The sequence below is a fragment of the Gemmatimonadaceae bacterium genome, assembly GCA_019752115.1.
Taxonomy (GTDB): domain Bacteria; phylum Gemmatimonadota; class Gemmatimonadetes; order Gemmatimonadales; family Gemmatimonadaceae; genus Gemmatimonas.
The window spans coordinates 1-16955 of the sequence record JAIEMN010000031.1; the positions used below are offsets into that span (position 1 = coordinate 1).

Sequence of the window (16955 nt, forward strand, 5' to 3'; positions counted from 1 at the left end):
GGCGGCACACCCGCCGGCACGACGGCCGCAGCGGCCGCTGGCGGCCGCGCTGCGCCACGATCGGCGGCCAGGGGCACCATCGCCCTCCCCCCACGGCCAACGACGGCCTACGGGGCGCGTGGCCGCCCGATGGCGCCGCCGGTGCCGGCGTGGGTGACCAAGGCCATGGCCGGGACACTGCTGCTCATGGCGCTCGGGGTGGTCGGGCGCGTCGCGTTCTTCTCCACCCCGGTGGGTGCCGAAGCCGCGCCGGGCGCTGATGCGTTCGTGGCCGCGGGCGAAGCACCGGCGCGCCCCGCACCGTCGCCGCGCTCGTCGCTCGATTCGGCGCTCGCGGCGAGCCGCGGCGTCACGACCCCGCCGATCTCCCCGGTGGCGCAGGCGATGCGCACCCCGGTCGCGCGCCCGGCCGATCCGTCGGTGGCTCCCGCGGCCGTTCCCGGCGTGGTGGCCCCGCCGCCAGCGGGCACGATGTCGCCGGGCAGCTTTGCGGTCCCCGTCGCGCCCAGCGCGATGGCACCGCTCAAGCCCGGGCAGCTGGTGAGCCCCACACTGACCGGCGGCGTCGCGGTCGTGGCCACCGAGAAGCCGGGGGTCCCGGCGATTACCAAGGCCGCGCTGCCGACCGCGGCGGATTCGGCGCGCATGATTTTCGTGCAGCCGGCGCGCCGCGCGGCGGGCGAATCCCGCGTGGTCACGCCGGCGCCCGGGCGCGCACCGCTCACCTACGATGAACTGCGCCTGCGCAACGGGCAGGTCATGCGCGGGCGGGTGGATGTGGTGCAATCGGGGAGCGTGATCTTCCGCGACCAGAAGACCGGCCTGCGCTACGACATCCGCAAAGACGACATCGACGAGATCATCAGCGAGTTCGGCACGCCGGTGCGCTTCCGCGCGGCCGGCGCCAGCACGACGCCCGAAGCCGCGAGCGTACGCCACAAGGGCGTGGGGGGCCGCTATCGCGTGCGCTACGCCGCCGCGACGGCGGTGGGGTCTCCCGAATGCGTCTCGGTGTGGACGCGCCCGCCCAACGCCGAAGACATCGCGCTGGTGAAGCATCGCCCCGGCGCCGACACGTTGAGCATCGCCTTCGAAGGCGGCGACAACTTCCCGAGCAACATCGATGGCGAGGGATGGTTCGCGAGCACCTTCCGCATCGTCCCCGATCAGGCGCGCACGATGACCGCGCTCACCACCCGACTGAACGGTCGCTTCCTGGCGAATGGGTCCCTGCAGTTCGCGGTGAATATCGTGTTCTTCCGGCGGATGCGGACGGGAGCGGATGTGACGTGTAATGTCACGGTGAACGCGGAGGGGAAGCGGGAGTGAGATCGGGGATGTGAGACCTGGGACTCACCCCCGAGAGCTCAGGGGGCAGAACGTCAGGGGGGAGAGTTCAGGACCGCGAGTGCTGTCCTGATGCCCACTCCCTTTGGTCCTCCCCACTGATGCCTAAGGGGCTCCTCACCACGCCCCAAACTGGTACCGCACTCCCCCTGCTATATGTGCGTAAGGCGACGCCTCACGCGCCGGCAGCCGATGCCTGACACACCGTCACGCCGGATGTCGTAGCTATCAGGCGCACTTCACGCACCGATCGCGTCCGACGGAGGACGTCGTTCCTGTGCCACTCGCGCCTCTGCGAGCGCGCTCCCCCGCCAACGCGGCGGAGCTACGCGGAGGACGAGGCCTATGTTCCGCACGCGCATGGCCGCGGTGTTCGCGGCCCCGAGCCTGACCGCCTGTGGTTCCGGTGGCGGCGGCGACACCAGCGGCGGCGGCGGCGGTATCACGCCACCACCACCGAACCCGGTGGTTACCACAGTGGAGGTCACCCCCGGGAGCAGCACCCTGCTCGCACCGGCCACGGTGCAGCTCACCGCGACCGCGCGTGACGCGAGTGGGGCCACTCTTGCGCGCACCTTCACCTGGACCTCCTCCGCGCCGAGCATCGCCTCGGTCTCATCGGGTGGCCTTGTGACGGCCGTCAGCGCCGGCGCGGCGACCATCACCGCTGCCACGGACGGCAAGCAGGGCGCGGCGGCGATCACCGTCGTCGCGAGTGCGGACGGTCCGGTGGTCGCGCGCGGTGATGTCGGGCCGGCAGGAGGGACCGTCGGCACGACCGAGATCGCGGTGACGATTCCGTCGGGCGCGTTGGCCACGACGGCCGCGTTGACGCTGGTACGGGATACCGTGCACATCCCGGAGTACACCGAAGGCACGGCGACCGCCAACTACACGCTCGAGGGGCTGCCGAGTGATCGCGTGGTCCCGGTTCGCGTGCGCATCCGGCCCACGACCACGCTGAGCGGCACGCTGGCGATTGCCGTGACGCGCCCCACGCTCGCGTTTTCCGACAGTACCGATGAGCTGGTGCTCGGCACGACGCTCGTCGCCGCCCAGGATTCGGCGGGATACATCCAGGCCACGGTCCCGCTCCGCGGCCGACCGAGCGCCTGGACCACGTCGCTTACGGTCCCGCCGGGGAGCGGCTTCCGCAGCGCCGTGCGCGCCAATGTGAAGAGCCAGAATCCTCAGGATCTCAAGGCGGCGGCGGAGCTGTCCGGCCTCATGCAACTCACGCGGGTGGTGTCGCCGAAGGGCGCGTTCGAGGTCTGGGGCTTCGGCAACAATCCGACGCTGCTCGCCAAGGTCACCAAGGTGGCGCGGCTCATGGACGAGGCGCGTGATCAGATCCTGAGCATGGGCTATTCGTGGGAGCATCGCACGACCTGGCCGATGCAGGCGTACCTCGCCAGCGGCAGCTGGAATGGCGTGTACTACAGCGTGGCGCCGGATCCATTCGATCCGAACCTCGGCTATGTCGCCTACAATGTCGCGCGCGTGGATCTGGGCTGGTTCCCCGGCACGGTGATTCACGAACTCTTCCACTTCACGCAGACCTCGTTCACGCGGCAGATGACGTGGTCGGAGCCGCTCTGGCGCACGCAGTGGCTGAACGAGGTGTTCTCGACATGGATCGCCGAGAAGCACCCGTCGGTGGCGAAGCCGTTCAACCATCCGACGCCGCTGTCATGGGCCGATTCGCTCTGGTCCGGGATCGGTCGCGACCTGGTGGCCAACTCGGGCTATGGCAAGGCGCCGCTGGGAAAGTGGCTGGCCGATACGTACGGTGACGCCAAGGTGCGCCAGATGTACGCGGACGTCGCCAATGGAGTGACCCCCATCTCGGCGTTCCTGATGGCCTTTCCCGGTGAGCGGGAAGTGTGGTATCCGCAGTTCCTGAAGGCGCAGCTGGAAGGCAAGATCTGGCCGTACTGGCCGTTCAATGCCCTCTGGCCGAGGAGCTTCACGTACAGCGATACGGCCACCGCGGGCGTGCGTGGCACCCTCACCGAGAAACTCCTCGGACTCGCGACGGAGGGCGTCCTGCTCACGCACGACCCGGCGCGATTCGGGCCCGACTACACCCTGCCAGTCTCGCTCGATGCCGTCTCGGCGAAGGCCGCGACGTTGACGGCGTTCCGGCACGCGCCGGGCGCGGCGACGTGGACGTATGTCGGCACTGGCGACACGGTGCGATTCCCCCCCAGCATGCTGCGCAGCACCGACGATCTGCTCGTGCTGATCACCAACACCGATCTCAAGGCGCCGTACAACCTCGCCTGGACGCTGCGGTACCTGATCGATCAGCCGCTCCCCGAGGGCGACCTGCACATGACCTCGGTGAGTGGATTGAACAACGGTATCCGGTTCGTGTGTGATCGTCCTGGGGACTCCATCAGCTTCGATCCGGCCGAGAACGCCACCGATGTGTGGAGCTTCCTGTCCAACGCCGGGAAATGGACGAAGACGCAGGAGGACACCGCGAGACTGGCCGTCCTGCAGGCGACGTACACGTGGGCCGCGTACCCGGCGGTGCAGGACTCCCTGCGTGCGTACGGACTCACGCTCGAGTCCAGCATGCAGTTGCTGCGCCGGGACACCGTGCGGGTGCAGGGTCGTCTCAAGTGGACGATCGGCGGGTCGAGCCTGCGCCTGGGCGGCGCCGGTGGGACGCTTGGCCGCGACACGGGCTCGCGCGGCGGTCTGCCGATCCCGTGGTGGACCGTGGCGGTTGCGGCAGTCGGCGCGCCTCTCCTGCTCCGACGGACGCGGCCGCGGCCGCGGCGCATCCTGCCCATCCTCGCCAGCGGCGCGCTCCTGCTCGTGGTCGGCTGCACCATCGGCCTCATCTCGATCACGATGGATGAGACGTTCGACTACACGTTCCACAAGCCGGCCTACATGTCCAACCTGCCGAACGCGAAGACGGCACTGGTCGAGCTTCGCAACGGCAGCGGAAAGACCACGATCAACAACTATCGGGTCGAGCACTGGGTGTACTTCACCACCGCTGGCAAGCCGGATTCGGTGAAGAGCACCTGCACCGGCAGCGGGAGCGCGTCCTACACGGTGGGTGGTGCGATCTACGCCGATAGCATCAAACCGGCGTCCGCCATCACGCTCACGCCCGAAGCGCGTCTCACGCGACTGGGCAAGGCGTTGGGGCTCGATCTGCGGCGGATGTCACCGGCAATTGGAGAGAAGGTGATGGCGTTGCCGATGCGATAGTGGGGGTGAGGTGTGAGGCCCCCCCGAGAGCTCAGGGGGCAGAACGTCAGGGGGGAGAGCTCAGGACCGCGGTTGCTGTCCTGAGCTCTCCCCCCTGACGTTCTACACCCTGAACTCTCAGGGGTAAAAAAACCGTCCGCCCGCTACTGAATGGGAATAAACGGCGCCCCATTCTTCGGCCCCGGCCCCGGATGAGCCTTGAGCAGATTGTCGAAGCTTTCGATCTGCGTGGGCCCGAAGCTCGTGATCGTGATGTGCTGCGTCGTGCTCGGGTCGTGCAGCACGAGGCGGCCATCGGTGTAGCGCACGAGACGGAACGGCGCATCCGCGCCGACGCCATAGGCGCGGCGGGTGCGGGTCAGGGAGCGCAGGGCGCCGCGCAGGAAGCCGTTGCTGTTCGGCGGCAGGTCCACGGCGATCGTGTTGGTGCTGGCATCGATGACGCGAATGCCGTGATCGGGGGCGTCGGCGAAGCGGAGCGAGCGTTCGATGAGCACGGTGGACGGCGTTTCCCGATCCGCGCCGATCCCGAAGACGCGCGCCGAGATGGCGAGCGCGAACGTCGTGGCGACGAGGAACCCCGCCATGTACAGCGCCGGGCGCGGGACCTTGAGCGTATGCTCATCCCCCCGGGCGCCCGGTTCCTGCTCGAAGACGATCTCACTCATGTCGTACGCTCCAGGTATTACGCGCCTGCGGGCTGCGGGACGGCGTGCCGGTCGACCACGCGCGACGATTCACCGCCGCGCTCGACGCGCGACGCGGCATCATTCGCCGACGACGCCACAACGGCGTCGGCCAGGATGCGACCGACTTCCTCGGCGTTGGGCAACCCGCGCAACACCGGCTCCGGCTGATTGAGGCGGAACACGCGGCAGTGCGGCCAGAGCGCGCTGTACGCCAGGCGATGGCCCTTGGCCAGCGAGAGCGTGACCTGCCCCGAGCCATCCTTGAAGCGCCCGACACCCGCCGACACGAGGAGCTTGAACGGGATGTTGATCGACACCGAGAACACCATGCCGATGCGCAACACGACGCGCTGCGACGTGATGGCGTACCACGTGGTGCTGGCCACCGCCTTGGCGAGGCCGAAGGCGAGTCCGAGCACGAAGGCCGACAGGCTCACGCGCACGAACAGGCTCGACACCCACACATCGCCGCCCACGGGCTCCGGCGTGGACGCCAGCCACCAGCCCAGCATGATGGCGAAATACGTCGCGATCACCCGCCAGTGAAAGACGTGCGTCGCGAGGAGGCGCATCTGCGGCGCGCCCTCCCACAGCAACCGCTCGCCGATCGGCAGCGGATGCGGCACGCCACGAATGTACTCGGGCGTGCCGCTCTCTCCGTGGCTCATATGATCGGCTGTGCGCGCTCGGGCTTCGCGTACAGATGCCCACCGGCGTAGTACGCCCCGATCTTGTCTTCTTCGAGCAGCGTGATCTGGTCGTCGCGCTTGGTGGTCGGCACGTTCGCGAACTGCGCGGCCGTGATGCTCTTCACCAGGAGCTTGTCGTTGCCCCAGAGGCCGAGGTTCGGCCACTGCACGAAGCCCACGGGGAGAAGCCGACGCTCCTCGCTGCCGGTGAGCTGCACTTCGTAGTACGAGACCTGCGGCTCGGACCGGTTCACCCAGATCTCGACCACCGTGCCGGCGACCTGCTTGTCGGCAGCGATGACCGGGAGGCCGCGCGGATCCGGATCGCCCTTGGCGACCGAGAAGGCGGGATCGATGCGCATCGGCACGATCTTGGCCGCGCCATGGAACGTGAGATCGGGCTCGTCACGACGCGCGGCGTTGTACGACGCCGGGCCGACGCCATCGATCATCGGATTGCCGGTCGGGACGATCGGCGAGCCGTTGTAGTTGTCCGCGGGAACGAACTTCACGCTGGTCATCAGTGCGTGCCCTCGCCGTCGTGATTGCGGTGGATGTACGTCTTCTTGGCGCCCGGCTTCGGCCAGCCTTCACGCGGTCCCTGCGGCGACTCGAGCGGATACCCCTCGCGCTTGTCCTCGCGGCGGAGGTAGATGATCAACCCGGCGAAGAAGAGCCAGAACGCATACAACGCGATCTGGGCACCATCGATTTTCTCCATCATGGAGGATGCTCCGGAGCGTGAAGGGACCGGTCAGGCGGGAATATCCGCGAGCCCGAATGGACGAGACGAATCTACAGCATCCTGGGCCGTCGCGTGACGGGCACTCAGGAGGTACAACGGGAGCAGCGTGGCGATCAGCACCACGATCTCCGTGACATACACGGCGGTATATGGAACCGCCGGGTGGTTCAACACGGGACTCAGCTCATTCCGCGCCACCAGGTGCGACAACCAGTCCTTGGTCACACCGCTGACGGCAAACGAGAGCCCCTCGGCGGTCGCAAAGACGGCCCCCCAGGCGCCCAGCGCGATCCCGTGCTGCGAGGCGTCGCGGATGCCCATGGCATAGGACAGCGTCCCCACCCCGAAGAGCCCCTCGCCAAACCCGATGAGCATCACGCCCACCCGGAAGAAGAAGGCCGAGGAGTAGACGCTCGCGAGGGAGACGAGGGCGAAGCCCAGCACCCCCCAGAGCACCCCCTGCTTGGCCAGGCGGATGGGGTCGTTATGGAGCCGCAGGAGCGTGGCAGCCACGATGAACGAGACCACCGCCCCGAACGCCATGATGGCGGTCAGCGCCGTGGTCTCAGCCACGGTGAAGTGCAGGATCTCCCCGCCGTACGGCTCGAGGAGCACGTCCTGGAGGTTGAACGCAAAGAAGCCCAGCCCCACCGCCATGAGGAGACGGACCGCCTGTCCCCCCTCGGAGAAGGTGCGCCAGGCGTCGCGGAAGAGTGGGCGCCGTTCGCCCTTCTGGTACTCCACCACCCCGCGGACCCGCACTTCCTGCTTCCAGAGCGACACCGCGTTGCAGATCACCGTGAACACCGCCGTCCCCTGAATCACCTGGATGAGCTTCATGGGCGTGAAGCCCTGCAGCAGCCGCTCGAGCACGAGCGCACTCACCAGGGTGCCCATGAGCATCATGAGATACATCAGGGCGATGACGCGCGGCCGCTTGTCTTCCTCGACGATGTCGGTGGCGAGTGCCAGACCGGCCGTCTGCGTGGTGTGCGCCCCGGCCCCCACGAGCAGGAACGCGAGCCCGGTCCCCGCATACGCGACCCAGAGCGGCGCCCGCCCGCCATGCTCGGAGAGCACCAGCAGCGCGAAGGGCATGATGGCCAGCCCGCCGAACTGCATCTGCGTGCCCAGCCAGAGATACGGGACACGCTTCCACCCCAGGATGCTCTTGTGCGTATCGGACTTGAAGCCGACGAGCGCGCGGAACGGCGCGACGAGCAGCGGGATGGCGAGCATGATCGCCACCAGCGACGCCGGCACCTTGAGCTCCAGGATCATCACGCGGTTGAGCGTGCCCACGAACAGCGTCTGCACCATCCCCACCGACAGCTGAAACAGCGTCAGGCGGAAGAGGCGCGACAGCGGCACATCATCACTCGCGACGTCGGCGAACGGCAACCAGTCGGTGTTGACGTTGCGCCAATAGTTGACGAGCCGATCGGACGGGGAAGCCATCACGTACTCCGAAAAGAACCGGTCACTAGCAGGCTTACCAGACGGGCTGCATGCGCACATCGGCCGGCAGCGGCTGCCGGTGCGGGGTGCGGAGGAACAGCCGCAGGAAGATGAACGCGTTGGAGGCCTTCAGGAGTGCCACGCGGGCCTTGGCCAGCAGCCCCCCGGAGGCTTCGATCTTCCGCATCTCGTCGGTATTGCGCCACATCTTGTCCATGAGCCCCCAGAACTCCGCGCTCTCGGTGTCGATCGTCTCGGGGAAGACCTGGCGGCTGATGAGATTCGTCAGCTTGATCACCTCGCGATCGTACTGATCGACGTCGATGCCCATGAAGTCGAAGAACGCCTTCCGGCTGTGGTCGCGCACGTACATGGTGCAGAACACCGCGAGCAGGAAGAAGCGGATCCAGAGCTTGTTCGTCCCCTCGAGGAACTGCGGGTTCGAGCGCATCAGCACCGCGAACGCTTCGCCATGACGGAACTCGTCGAGGCACCAGTTCTCGAACCACTTGAAGATCGGGTGGAACCGCTTCTCCGGCTGCTTCTCGAAGTTGCGGTAGATCGTCACGTAGCGCGCGTAGCCGATCTTTTCGGACAGATACGTCGCGTAGTAGATGAACTTCGGCTGGAAGTACGTGTACTTCTTGGCCTTCGTGAGGAAGCTCAGGTCCACCGCCACGTTGAAATCGTTCAGCGTGTGGTTAATGAACCCGGCGTGGCGCCCTTCATCGCGGCTCATGAAGCCGAAGAGTTCGCGCACGTCGGGGTTCTTGATGCGCTTCTTGATCTCGGCGTACAGAATGCACCCCGAGAATTCGGCCGTCACGGAACTGGTCAGGAACTCGACGAACTGCTCGCGCAGCGCCGGGTCCATCGTGGAGAAGTCGGCGTCGAATTCTTCGTTGCGCTTGAAGTGATCCTTGTTCGGATCGCGCCGGAACTCGGCCAGGATCTCGTCCCACATCCGGCGGTTCTCGGGCGTGATCTTGAGCGCGTCGATCTCGGCGAAGTTGGTCGTGTAGAAGCGCGGATTCAGGATCGCATCCTGCTGCGCCGCCTTCGTCGTCTCGTTCACCGGCTTCATCGCCCGCACCGGCACATCGGTCGTCGTGTCATACATGGGGAGTGGTCTCGTCGTGCGCGGTCAGCCTTCGAAGCCGACTTCGTAGAGTTCGTGGATTTCGGTCCCGCCGGTGAGCTTCACGATCTGGCGCTTGAGCCAGCTCGCACGCTTCACCTCGGCGCTCGATTCGAACGTCTGGGTCGTCCCGAACGCGATGCGGCTCGGCGCATTGCGCACCAGCACCTCATCGCCCGGGTCCACCTCGACGCCTTTGAGATCCACATGCGCGTGGAAGTGGTCGTGCGTGGCCTCGAGGTCCACGGTGCACGGCACCTCGGTCCGGCGCGACATCACGTACCACACGGCCAGCACCAGCCCCGCCCCGGCGACCAGCGGCCATCCCATCAGGGACTCCATCAGTTCCATCCTGCGTCCTCCCGAAATAGCGACATCGCCGTTCAGCGCTTCACGGCGCCATGGCCATCCATGCTCGCGTTCTGCAACGCGATGGCCATCGAACGATAAAACCCGCTTTCCACCAGTCTGGTGCCCACCATGCCCCAGCTTTCCAGGGCCGGCTGCTGCACGAAGGCGTCGCGGAACTCCCGCTCCGAAACCGGCACGATGGACGGCGACCGGTCGCCCTTGGGGAACAGCTTGCCCACCGCCCGCATGACCGTGAGCATCGGGGTGCGCGGGGCCACGGTGATCACCATCCGCTCCCGCACCCGGGGGGCGAGGGCCGCGAGGGCGATGACCATGTCATGGACCTCGTAGTGGATGATCGAGTCCATCGCGACCACATAATCGAACGTGCCCAGCGAAGGGTCGAGCATGTCGCCGGCCCGGAAATCGATGTCATCGACCCCGAGCGCCTCGGCCCGCTCCTGCGCATGCTGCACCAGCGTGGGCGACAGGTCGATGGCCACCACCTCGGCGCCGCGCTGCGCGAGTTCGATGGAGGCCGTGCCCGTCCCGCAGCCGGCGTCCAGCACCCGCTTGCCATGGAGCTCCGGCGGCAGCCACGACATCAGCGTGGACCGCATCCGGTCACGGCCAGCCCGCACCGAGGCGCGCACGCGCGATACGGGCGCATCGGAGGTGAGCGCCTTCCAGGCATCGGCCGCGGTGCGGTCGAAGTACTCCCCGATCCAGGCCCGCCGCTCGCGATACGTCACCGATGCGGCGTGCGAACCCCCAGGCAACGTGCCGTCGAACGACGGACCTGGAGTCGGGGAGAGCTCAGGCGTGCTGGCCATCAGTCAAATCCCAGCAGGTCAAAGATCTCGCGATCCTTGAGCGGCGTCGCCGGCAGCGGCTGGACATCTTCCAGCATGCGCTTGGCGAGCGTCAGATACTCGTTCTGCACCGTGACCACTTCCTCGGTCGGCTCCATCTCGAAGATGGTGCACTTCTTCAGGCGGCTGCGACGGATCGCATCGACATCCTGGAAGTGGGCCATCGTCTTGAGGCCCACGGCCGCATTGAAGCGGTCGATCTCGTTCGTTTCGCGCGACCGGTTGGCAACGACGCCGCCCAGCCGGACCTTGTAGTTCTTCGACTTGGCCTGAATGGCCGCGATGATGCGGTTCATGGCGAAGATCGAATCGAAGTCGTTCGCCGTGACGATCAGGCAGTAATGCGCATGCTGCAGCGGCGCGGCAAAGCCGCCGCACACCACGTCGCCCAGCACGTCGAAGATCACCACATCGGTGTCTTCGAGCAGATGATGCTCCTTGAGGAGCTTCACGGTCTGGCCGGTGACGTAGCCGCCGCACCCGGTGCCGGCGGGCGGGCCGCCCGCTTCGATGCACTGCACCCCGTTGAAGCCTTCGAACATGAAGTCTTCCGGACGCAGCTCTTCGGCGTGGAAGTCCACCCCTTCGAGCACGTCGATGACGGTGGGCACCATGCGCTTGGTGAGCGTGAAGGTGCTGTCGTGCTTCGGGTCGCAGCCGATCTGCAGGACGCGCTTGCCGAGCTTCGAGAACGCCGCCGACAGATTCGACGACGTCGTGCTCTTCCCGATGCCGCCCTTGCCGTACACCGCGATCACGAGCGCGCCATCGATCTTCTGGCTCTCATCCAGATGCACCTGGACCGAGCCATCACCGTCGCCGAGCGCGTCCATGATGGGGAGTTTCACTGTCATCCGAATACGCCCTCCAGGCGGTCCTCCAGTTCAGCCGCCGCATCACGCAACGCCTCGAGCGTTGCATCATCCGGCTGCCAGTACCCGCGATCGTTCGCTTCGAGCAGGCGCTGCGCAATCCCCAGCGCCGCGTCCGGATTCGCTTCCGCCAGCCGGCGGCGCATCTCCTCGTCGAGCACGAACGTCTTTGATGCTTCGGCGTAGACCCACTGCGGCACCGTCCCCTGCCCGCCGGTCGCCGACCAGCCGAGCGTGGTGGTGAGGTGGCCCGTGATGTTGCGGACGCCCTCGTAGCCGTACTGGATCTGGCTTTCATACCACTTCGGGTTGAGCATCTTGGTGCGCGACTCGAGCTCGACCTGCTCCTTGAGCGTGCGCACCTTGCCCTGCCCCTGCCCGTAGTCACCCACGTATACCGCGGGCGCCTTGCCGTCGTTCTGCTGCGCGATCACGCGCGTCATGCCACCGAGCGATTCCACGTACTGGTCGATGTCGGTGGCGCCGAGATCCACCGAGTCGAGCCCCTGGAAGCTGAGCGTCGCCTTGCCGAGGGCCCGCTTCATGAGCGCCGCCTGCTGCTGCGGCTTGCCATCGGGGCCGTAGGCAAAGCCCTTGCGCTGCACAAAGAGATCGGCGAGCTCGTTCTCGTCCTGCCACTTGCCCGTTTCGATGAGCAGGTTGACGTTCGAGCCGTAGGCGCCATCGGCGTTCGAGAAGACGCGCAGCGCCGCCTGCTCGAGCGTGCAGCCGGTCTCCCGCATCGTCTCGAGCGCGTGCTTGCGAATGCTGTTCATCGCCTCCGGCTCATCGGCCGCCGCGCACAGCTGCGACGCTTCGGCGAGGAGCTTGACCTGCAGCGGCAGCAGGTCCCGGAAGATGCCGGAGAGCGTGATCACGCAGTCGATGCGCGGGCGGCCGAGCTGTTCCAGCGGCAACAGGCGCGCACCGGTCAGGCGCCCCACGCTGTCGAAACGCGGGACGACGCCCATCAGCGCCATCACCTGCGCCAGCGGCGTGCCCTCGCTCTTCATGTTGTCGGTGCCCCAGAGCACGACGGCGATCGTCTCGGGGAACTCCCCGGTCTCCGCCTTGTGCTTCTGCAGCAGCTGTTCGGCGCGCGCGCGGCCTTCGAGCATCGCCGCCGCACTCGGCACGCGATACGGGTCGAAGCCGTAGATATTGCGGCCGCTCGGCAGCACCTGCGGATTGCGCAGCAGATCGCCGCCCGGCGCCGGCTCCACGTAGCGCATATCGAGCGCCCGCAGGATGCCTTCGATTTCGCGATCGTCGCGTAGCGAGGCGTCGTAGCAGGAGAGGAACAGCAGGTGCTGGTCGAACTCCTTCTCGCTATGGATGCGGATGCCGTGCGTCTTGGCTTCGGCGCGCGCCGCCTGCTGGGCACCGCGCAGATCCCCCGTGTGCACGAGCGTTTCCACGCCTCGGCGTACGACGGCTTCAACGGCGGCGCCGGTCCGATCGTCGGTGCGCTTGTCGCCATGTCCTGCCACCACGGTCTCACCGATCGGGGGCAGGTCGGCTTCCGGGCGCCCAGCGCGCGCCATCTCGATCAGGACATCGACGCGAGCTTCGGGGACCATGCCTTCGCCCACCACATGCAGACCGGTGGGGATGAGCGTGTACTCGAGCTCGAGCAGTTTCTCGCGGATCTCGGCGACCCGCGCATCGGCTTCCTCGGCCGTCCACACCGGTTCGGCCTTCGCGAGCTCCACCGCCGCCGCCTGCTGCTGCACCAGTTCACGCAGCGACGCCGCTTCGGCCGCGCGGCCGCCGTCCATCTGCCGCCAGCGATCGAGCGACGTCTTGAGATCGGCCAGCCCGCGATACAGCCCCGCGTTGGACACCGGCGGCGTGAGGTAGCTGACCAGCGTCGCGTTGCCGCGGCGCTTGGCGAGCGTGCCTTCCGACGAGTTGTTCGACGCGTAGAGATAGACGTTCGGGAGATCGCCGATCAGGCGATCGGGCCAGCAGGTGTTGTCGAGGCCACTCTGCTTGCCGGGCATGAACTCGAGCGCGCCGTGCGTGCCGAAGTGCAGCACAGCGTCGGCCGCATAGTCTTCCTTGAGCCAGCGGTAGAAGGCGCTGAACGCATGCGTCGGCGCAAAGCCGCCTTCGAAGAGCAGCCGCATCGGGTCGCCTTCCCAGCCAAAGCTGGGCTGCACGCCCACGAAGACGTTCCCGAGCTGGAGCCCCATGATGTGGAGCGTCTGGCCGTCGGTGAGCTGCTTGCCCGGGGCCGGCCCCCAGGTGCTCTCGATTTCCTTGAGGTAGCGTTCGCGGCGCACGTGATCGTCCACCGGAATGCGCGTGTGCACATTGGCCGGCGCACCGTAGCGCTCGCGATTGCCCTGCGTGAGCCGTTCGCGCAGTTCCTCCACGCTGCTGGGCAGCTCCACCGTGTAGCCCTGCTCCTTGAGCTCGGCCAGCACGCGCTGCAGCGACGGGAATACCGCGAGATACGCCGCCGAGCCGGTGTTGCCGGCATTGGGCGGGAAGTTGAACAGAATGATGGCGAGCTTGCGCTGCGCGCGATCCTTGCGACGCACGGCCACCAGCTTCGCCACGCGTTCCGCGACGCGTTCGACGCGCTCCGGAATGGGCTCCGAGGCGGCCGGCTTGCCTTCCACCGCCGGCCCCTTGCCGCCGAACACCGTCGGCACGATGGCGCCGTCGAGTTCAGGGATGGCGATCTGCAAGGTGGCCTGGAGCGGATTGAGCCCGCGCGCGTCGCGCTGCCACTCCTCGATCGTCTGGAACTCAAGGGTCTGCAGCGTGAGGTACGGGACGTCGAGTTCCTTGAGGACCTTCTGCGCCGCCACCGAATCGTTGTACGCCGGACCACCCACCAGCGAGAAGCCGGTGAGATTGATCATGGCATCGATCGTGGCCTTGCCCTTGCCGTCGGTGAAGTACTTCTCGATGGCCGGTCGCGCGTCGAGCGCACTGGAGAAGCCGGCCACGACGCGCAGGCCGCGCGCTTCGAGCGCCTGCACCACCGCCGCATAGTGCGCGGTGTTGCCGGCGAGGAGATACGAGCGGCCCACCAGGAGACCGATCGTGCCCTGGTCGCCCTTGCTGCGCTTGAGGACCTCGTCGAGGCGCTCGGTGATGCCGCGATCGGGGAGCGCCGGGTGCCACACCCCGACTTCGGGGTAGGTGATCGGCTGCCCGGGCTTGAGCGCCCCCTTGTACACACTGCGCGGACCGGCCGCGAAGCGGTCGATCGCGTAGCGGATCATCTGCGCGATGTTCTCATCGGTACCGGCAAGCCAGTACTGGATGAGCAGCAGGTACGCGCGCACATCCTGCGCGGTGCCCGGAATGAACTTGAGAATGTTCGGCAGCGTCCGCAGCGCCGACATCTGGCGTTCACCGCTGCTCTTCCCGTCGCCGCGCGAGCCGCGGAGCTTCTTGAGCAGCGAGATCGGCGAGAACGGCGAGCGGCTTTCGCCCCCCGACATGTCGAACTTGCCCAGCTTCGTGCATTTCACCAGTTCCGGCGTGCACAACGCGCAGAGCACCGCATCGGCGGCATCACGACGAGCCAGCACGGCCGGCAGCACCGCGTTCGCGTACTCTTCCTGGAAGAGCTGCGTGCACACGATGAAGTTGGCATCGGCAATGTCACGCCGCGCGCGTTCGGCAGCCGCTGGATCGCTGAAGTCGGCCGCGATCTGCATGCGCACATCGACGTTGGGCAGATCGGCGAGCCCGCGTTTGGCGCCCTCGAAGGCATCGGCAAGATGCGCGTCGAGGGTGGTGATCACGAACTTGAGGCGCGGCGCCGTACGGAGATCAGCGGCCATAGTACGCCTTCGCATCGTAGAGCGTGTCCACGGTGATCTCGCTGATGCCGTGGTCCATCGCGTACCGCTCGGTGTTCCGGCGTGCCTTGCCACGCACGAAGAAGGGAATCTTCTTCAACTCGGCCTCTGCTGGTCCAAGCCAGGTGACGACAGTGACGGGAGTGCGCACCGCGCTGACCGGGCGGCTCTCCTCTTCTTCTTCCGTAAGTCCAACCGCGCTCGCGGCCTCGGGCGCCACCGGCTCGTGCGCGTCGATCGGCGTCGGAGTGGGCGAGTTCGCAAACGTCCGCGGCGTGGCCAGCGTTCCGAGCCGATCACTGCTCGGCGCCTGCGCCTGCGCCGGCGCCACCGCCGCCGCCGAGGCGTGCAGATGCGACGGCGACGCGCCATCGCCGAATTCGAAGTCGTCGCGGAACATGTGCAGCAGATGTTCCTCGAGCCCCATCATGAGCGGGTGCACCCACGTGTCGAAAATGACGTTGGCGCCTTCGAACCCCATCTGCGGCGAGTGCCGCGCCGGCACATCCTGCACGTGAATGGGCGCCGAGATCACCGCGCACGGCACGCCGAGCCGCTTGGCGATGTGACGCTCCATCTGCGTGCCGAGCACGAGTTCGGGCGCGAGTTCGGAGACTTTCGCTTCGACCGCGAGATAATCGTCGGAGATGAGCGCGTCGACCCCGATGCTCGCCGCGTATTCGCGCACCGCGCGCGCGAAGGCCCGATCGTACGTACCGATCCCCACCACGTTGAATCCCAACTCGTCCTTCGCGATGCGCGCGGCGGCCAGCACGTGCGTGGCATCGCCGAACACGAAGACGCGCTTGCCGGTCAGGTACGTCGAGTCCACCGACCGCGAGTACCACGGGAGCATGGAGCGGCTGGCATCGGCCTGCGCCGTGCCGGCGCGCTCGCGCTCCAACACCGGCGTCACATCGACGCCGGTCACACGCCCGATTTCTTCGATGAACTCGCGGGTCGCGAGCACCCCGATCGGCACCGTCTTCACGATCGGCATGCCGAACGCCTTCTGCAGCCAGCGCGCGGCGGTGTCGGCCACTTCCGGATAGAGTACGACGTTGGCGTCGGCCTCCGGGAGGCGGCGGATATCGGCGACGGTCGCGTTGAGCGGTGCGCAGACATGAATGTCCACGCCCAGATCCTGCAGCAGCCGCGTGACTTCGCGCACGTCATCGCGATTGCGGAAGCCCAGGGCGGTGGCACCGAGCAGGTTGACGCGCGGGCGGCGCCCTTCACGGGCGATGACCGCGGGCACCGGCTCGCGCGACGCGGTGCCCGGGGCGGGCTGCATCGGCAGGAGCAGCGTGCGCACCAGGTGATAGAACGTTTCGCTCGCGCCCCAGTTCTCCTTCTTGGAGTAGGCGGGAAGCTCGAGCGGCACGATCGGCACCGGCAGGTTCATCCCCTGCGCCAGCGAGCCCGGCTGGTCCTGAATGAGCTCGGCCGTGCAGGACTCGCCCACGAGCATCGCGTCGGGCTTGAAGCGCTCGTAGGCATCGCGCACCGACTGCTTCACCAGTTCCGCCGTGTCACCGCCCAGGTCACGCGCCTGGAACGTGGTGTACGTGACCGGCGGACGCTGGTCGCGCCGTTCGATCATGGTGAAGAGCAGATCGGCGTAGGTATCGCCCTGCGGGGCGTGCAGCACGTAGTGCAGCCCCTTCATGGAGGTGGCAATGCGCATCGCGCCGACGTGCGGCGGGCCTTCGTAGGTCCAGAGCGTGAGTTCCATGCGC

The 16955-nt window shown here is 67.2% G+C and carries 13 protein-coding genes; 2 read left to right on the plus strand and 11 right to left on the minus strand.

Features of this window, described 5'->3' with window-relative positions; all coding sequences use genetic code 11:
* Both K2R93_15300 and K2R93_15305 read left to right on the plus strand, forming a co-directional pair.
* Window positions 1–1329: hypothetical protein (locus K2R93_15300; protein MBY0491207.1), on the plus strand; the 1329-nt coding region annotated here is incomplete at its 5' end.
* A gap of 363 nt (window positions 1330–1692) precedes the next feature.
* Window positions 1693–4578: an Ig-like domain-containing protein gene (locus K2R93_15305; GenBank protein ID MBY0491208.1), complete on the plus strand. Its 2886-nt coding sequence runs from the start codon at window positions 1693–1695 to the stop codon at window positions 4576–4578.
* 143 nt (window positions 4579–4721) lie between these two features.
* On the opposite strand, the gene K2R93_15310 is transcribed toward K2R93_15305, so the two are convergent.
* From K2R93_15310 to K2R93_15360, 11 genes are read right to left on the minus strand one after another with little or no spacing between them, the layout of a single operon-like run.
* A complete protein-coding gene (locus K2R93_15310; protein MBY0491209.1) occupies window positions 4722–5246 on the minus strand; it encodes a hypothetical protein in 525 nt (174 codons plus the stop codon).
* A 17-nt stretch (window positions 5247–5263) separates the two neighbouring features.
* Window positions 5264–5935: a PH domain-containing protein gene (locus K2R93_15315; protein MBY0491210.1), complete on the minus strand. Its 672-nt coding sequence runs from the start codon at window positions 5933–5935 to the stop codon at window positions 5264–5266.
* Window positions 5932–6477, minus strand: coding sequence for a PRC-barrel domain-containing protein (locus K2R93_15320; protein ID MBY0491211.1), 546 nt, complete (start codon window positions 6475–6477; stop codon window positions 5932–5934). The genes K2R93_15315 and K2R93_15320 overlap by 4 nt, the downstream gene beginning before the upstream one ends.
* Entirely contained in the window at window positions 6477–6680 is a 204-nt protein-coding gene (locus K2R93_15325; GenBank protein ID MBY0491212.1) for a hypothetical protein, read from the minus strand. Before K2R93_15325 ends, K2R93_15320 begins: the two co-directional genes overlap by 1 nt.
* Window positions 6681–6710: 30 nt before the next feature.
* Window positions 6711–8159 (minus strand): BCD family MFS transporter, encoded by a 1449-nt coding sequence (locus K2R93_15330; protein ID MBY0491213.1) that lies wholly within the window; start codon window positions 8157–8159, stop codon window positions 6711–6713.
* 34 nt (window positions 8160–8193) lie between these two features.
* Window positions 8194–9279, minus strand: coding sequence for a magnesium-protoporphyrin IX monomethyl ester (oxidative) cyclase (acsF, locus tag K2R93_15335; GenBank protein ID MBY0491214.1), 1086 nt, complete (start codon window positions 9277–9279; stop codon window positions 8194–8196).
* A 24-nt stretch (window positions 9280–9303) separates the two neighbouring features.
* On the minus strand, window positions 9304–9627 hold the full coding sequence (locus K2R93_15340) for a hypothetical protein (GenBank protein ID MBY0491215.1): 324 nt from the start codon (window positions 9625–9627) through the stop codon (window positions 9304–9306).
* Between the two features lie 53 nt (window positions 9628–9680).
* A complete protein-coding gene (bchM, locus tag K2R93_15345; protein ID MBY0491216.1) occupies window positions 9681–10481 on the minus strand; it encodes a magnesium protoporphyrin IX methyltransferase in 801 nt (266 codons plus the stop codon).
* Window positions 10481–11374, minus strand: a complete 894-nt coding sequence (gene bchL / locus K2R93_15350; GenBank protein ID MBY0491217.1) for a ferredoxin:protochlorophyllide reductase (ATP-dependent) iron-sulfur ATP-binding protein — start codon at window positions 11372–11374, stop codon at window positions 10481–10483. Before bchL ends, bchM begins: the two co-directional genes overlap by 1 nt.
* Window positions 11371–15198: a magnesium chelatase subunit H gene (gene bchH, locus K2R93_15355; GenBank protein ID MBY0491218.1), complete on the minus strand. Its 3828-nt coding sequence runs from the start codon at window positions 15196–15198 to the stop codon at window positions 11371–11373. Before bchH ends, bchL begins: the two co-directional genes overlap by 4 nt.
* Entirely contained in the window at window positions 15188–16951 is a 1764-nt protein-coding gene (locus K2R93_15360) for a ferredoxin:protochlorophyllide reductase (ATP-dependent) subunit B (GenBank protein ID MBY0491219.1), read from the minus strand. The genes bchH and K2R93_15360 overlap by 11 nt, the downstream gene beginning before the upstream one ends.
* Between the last annotated feature and the right edge of the window lie 4 nt (window positions 16952–16955).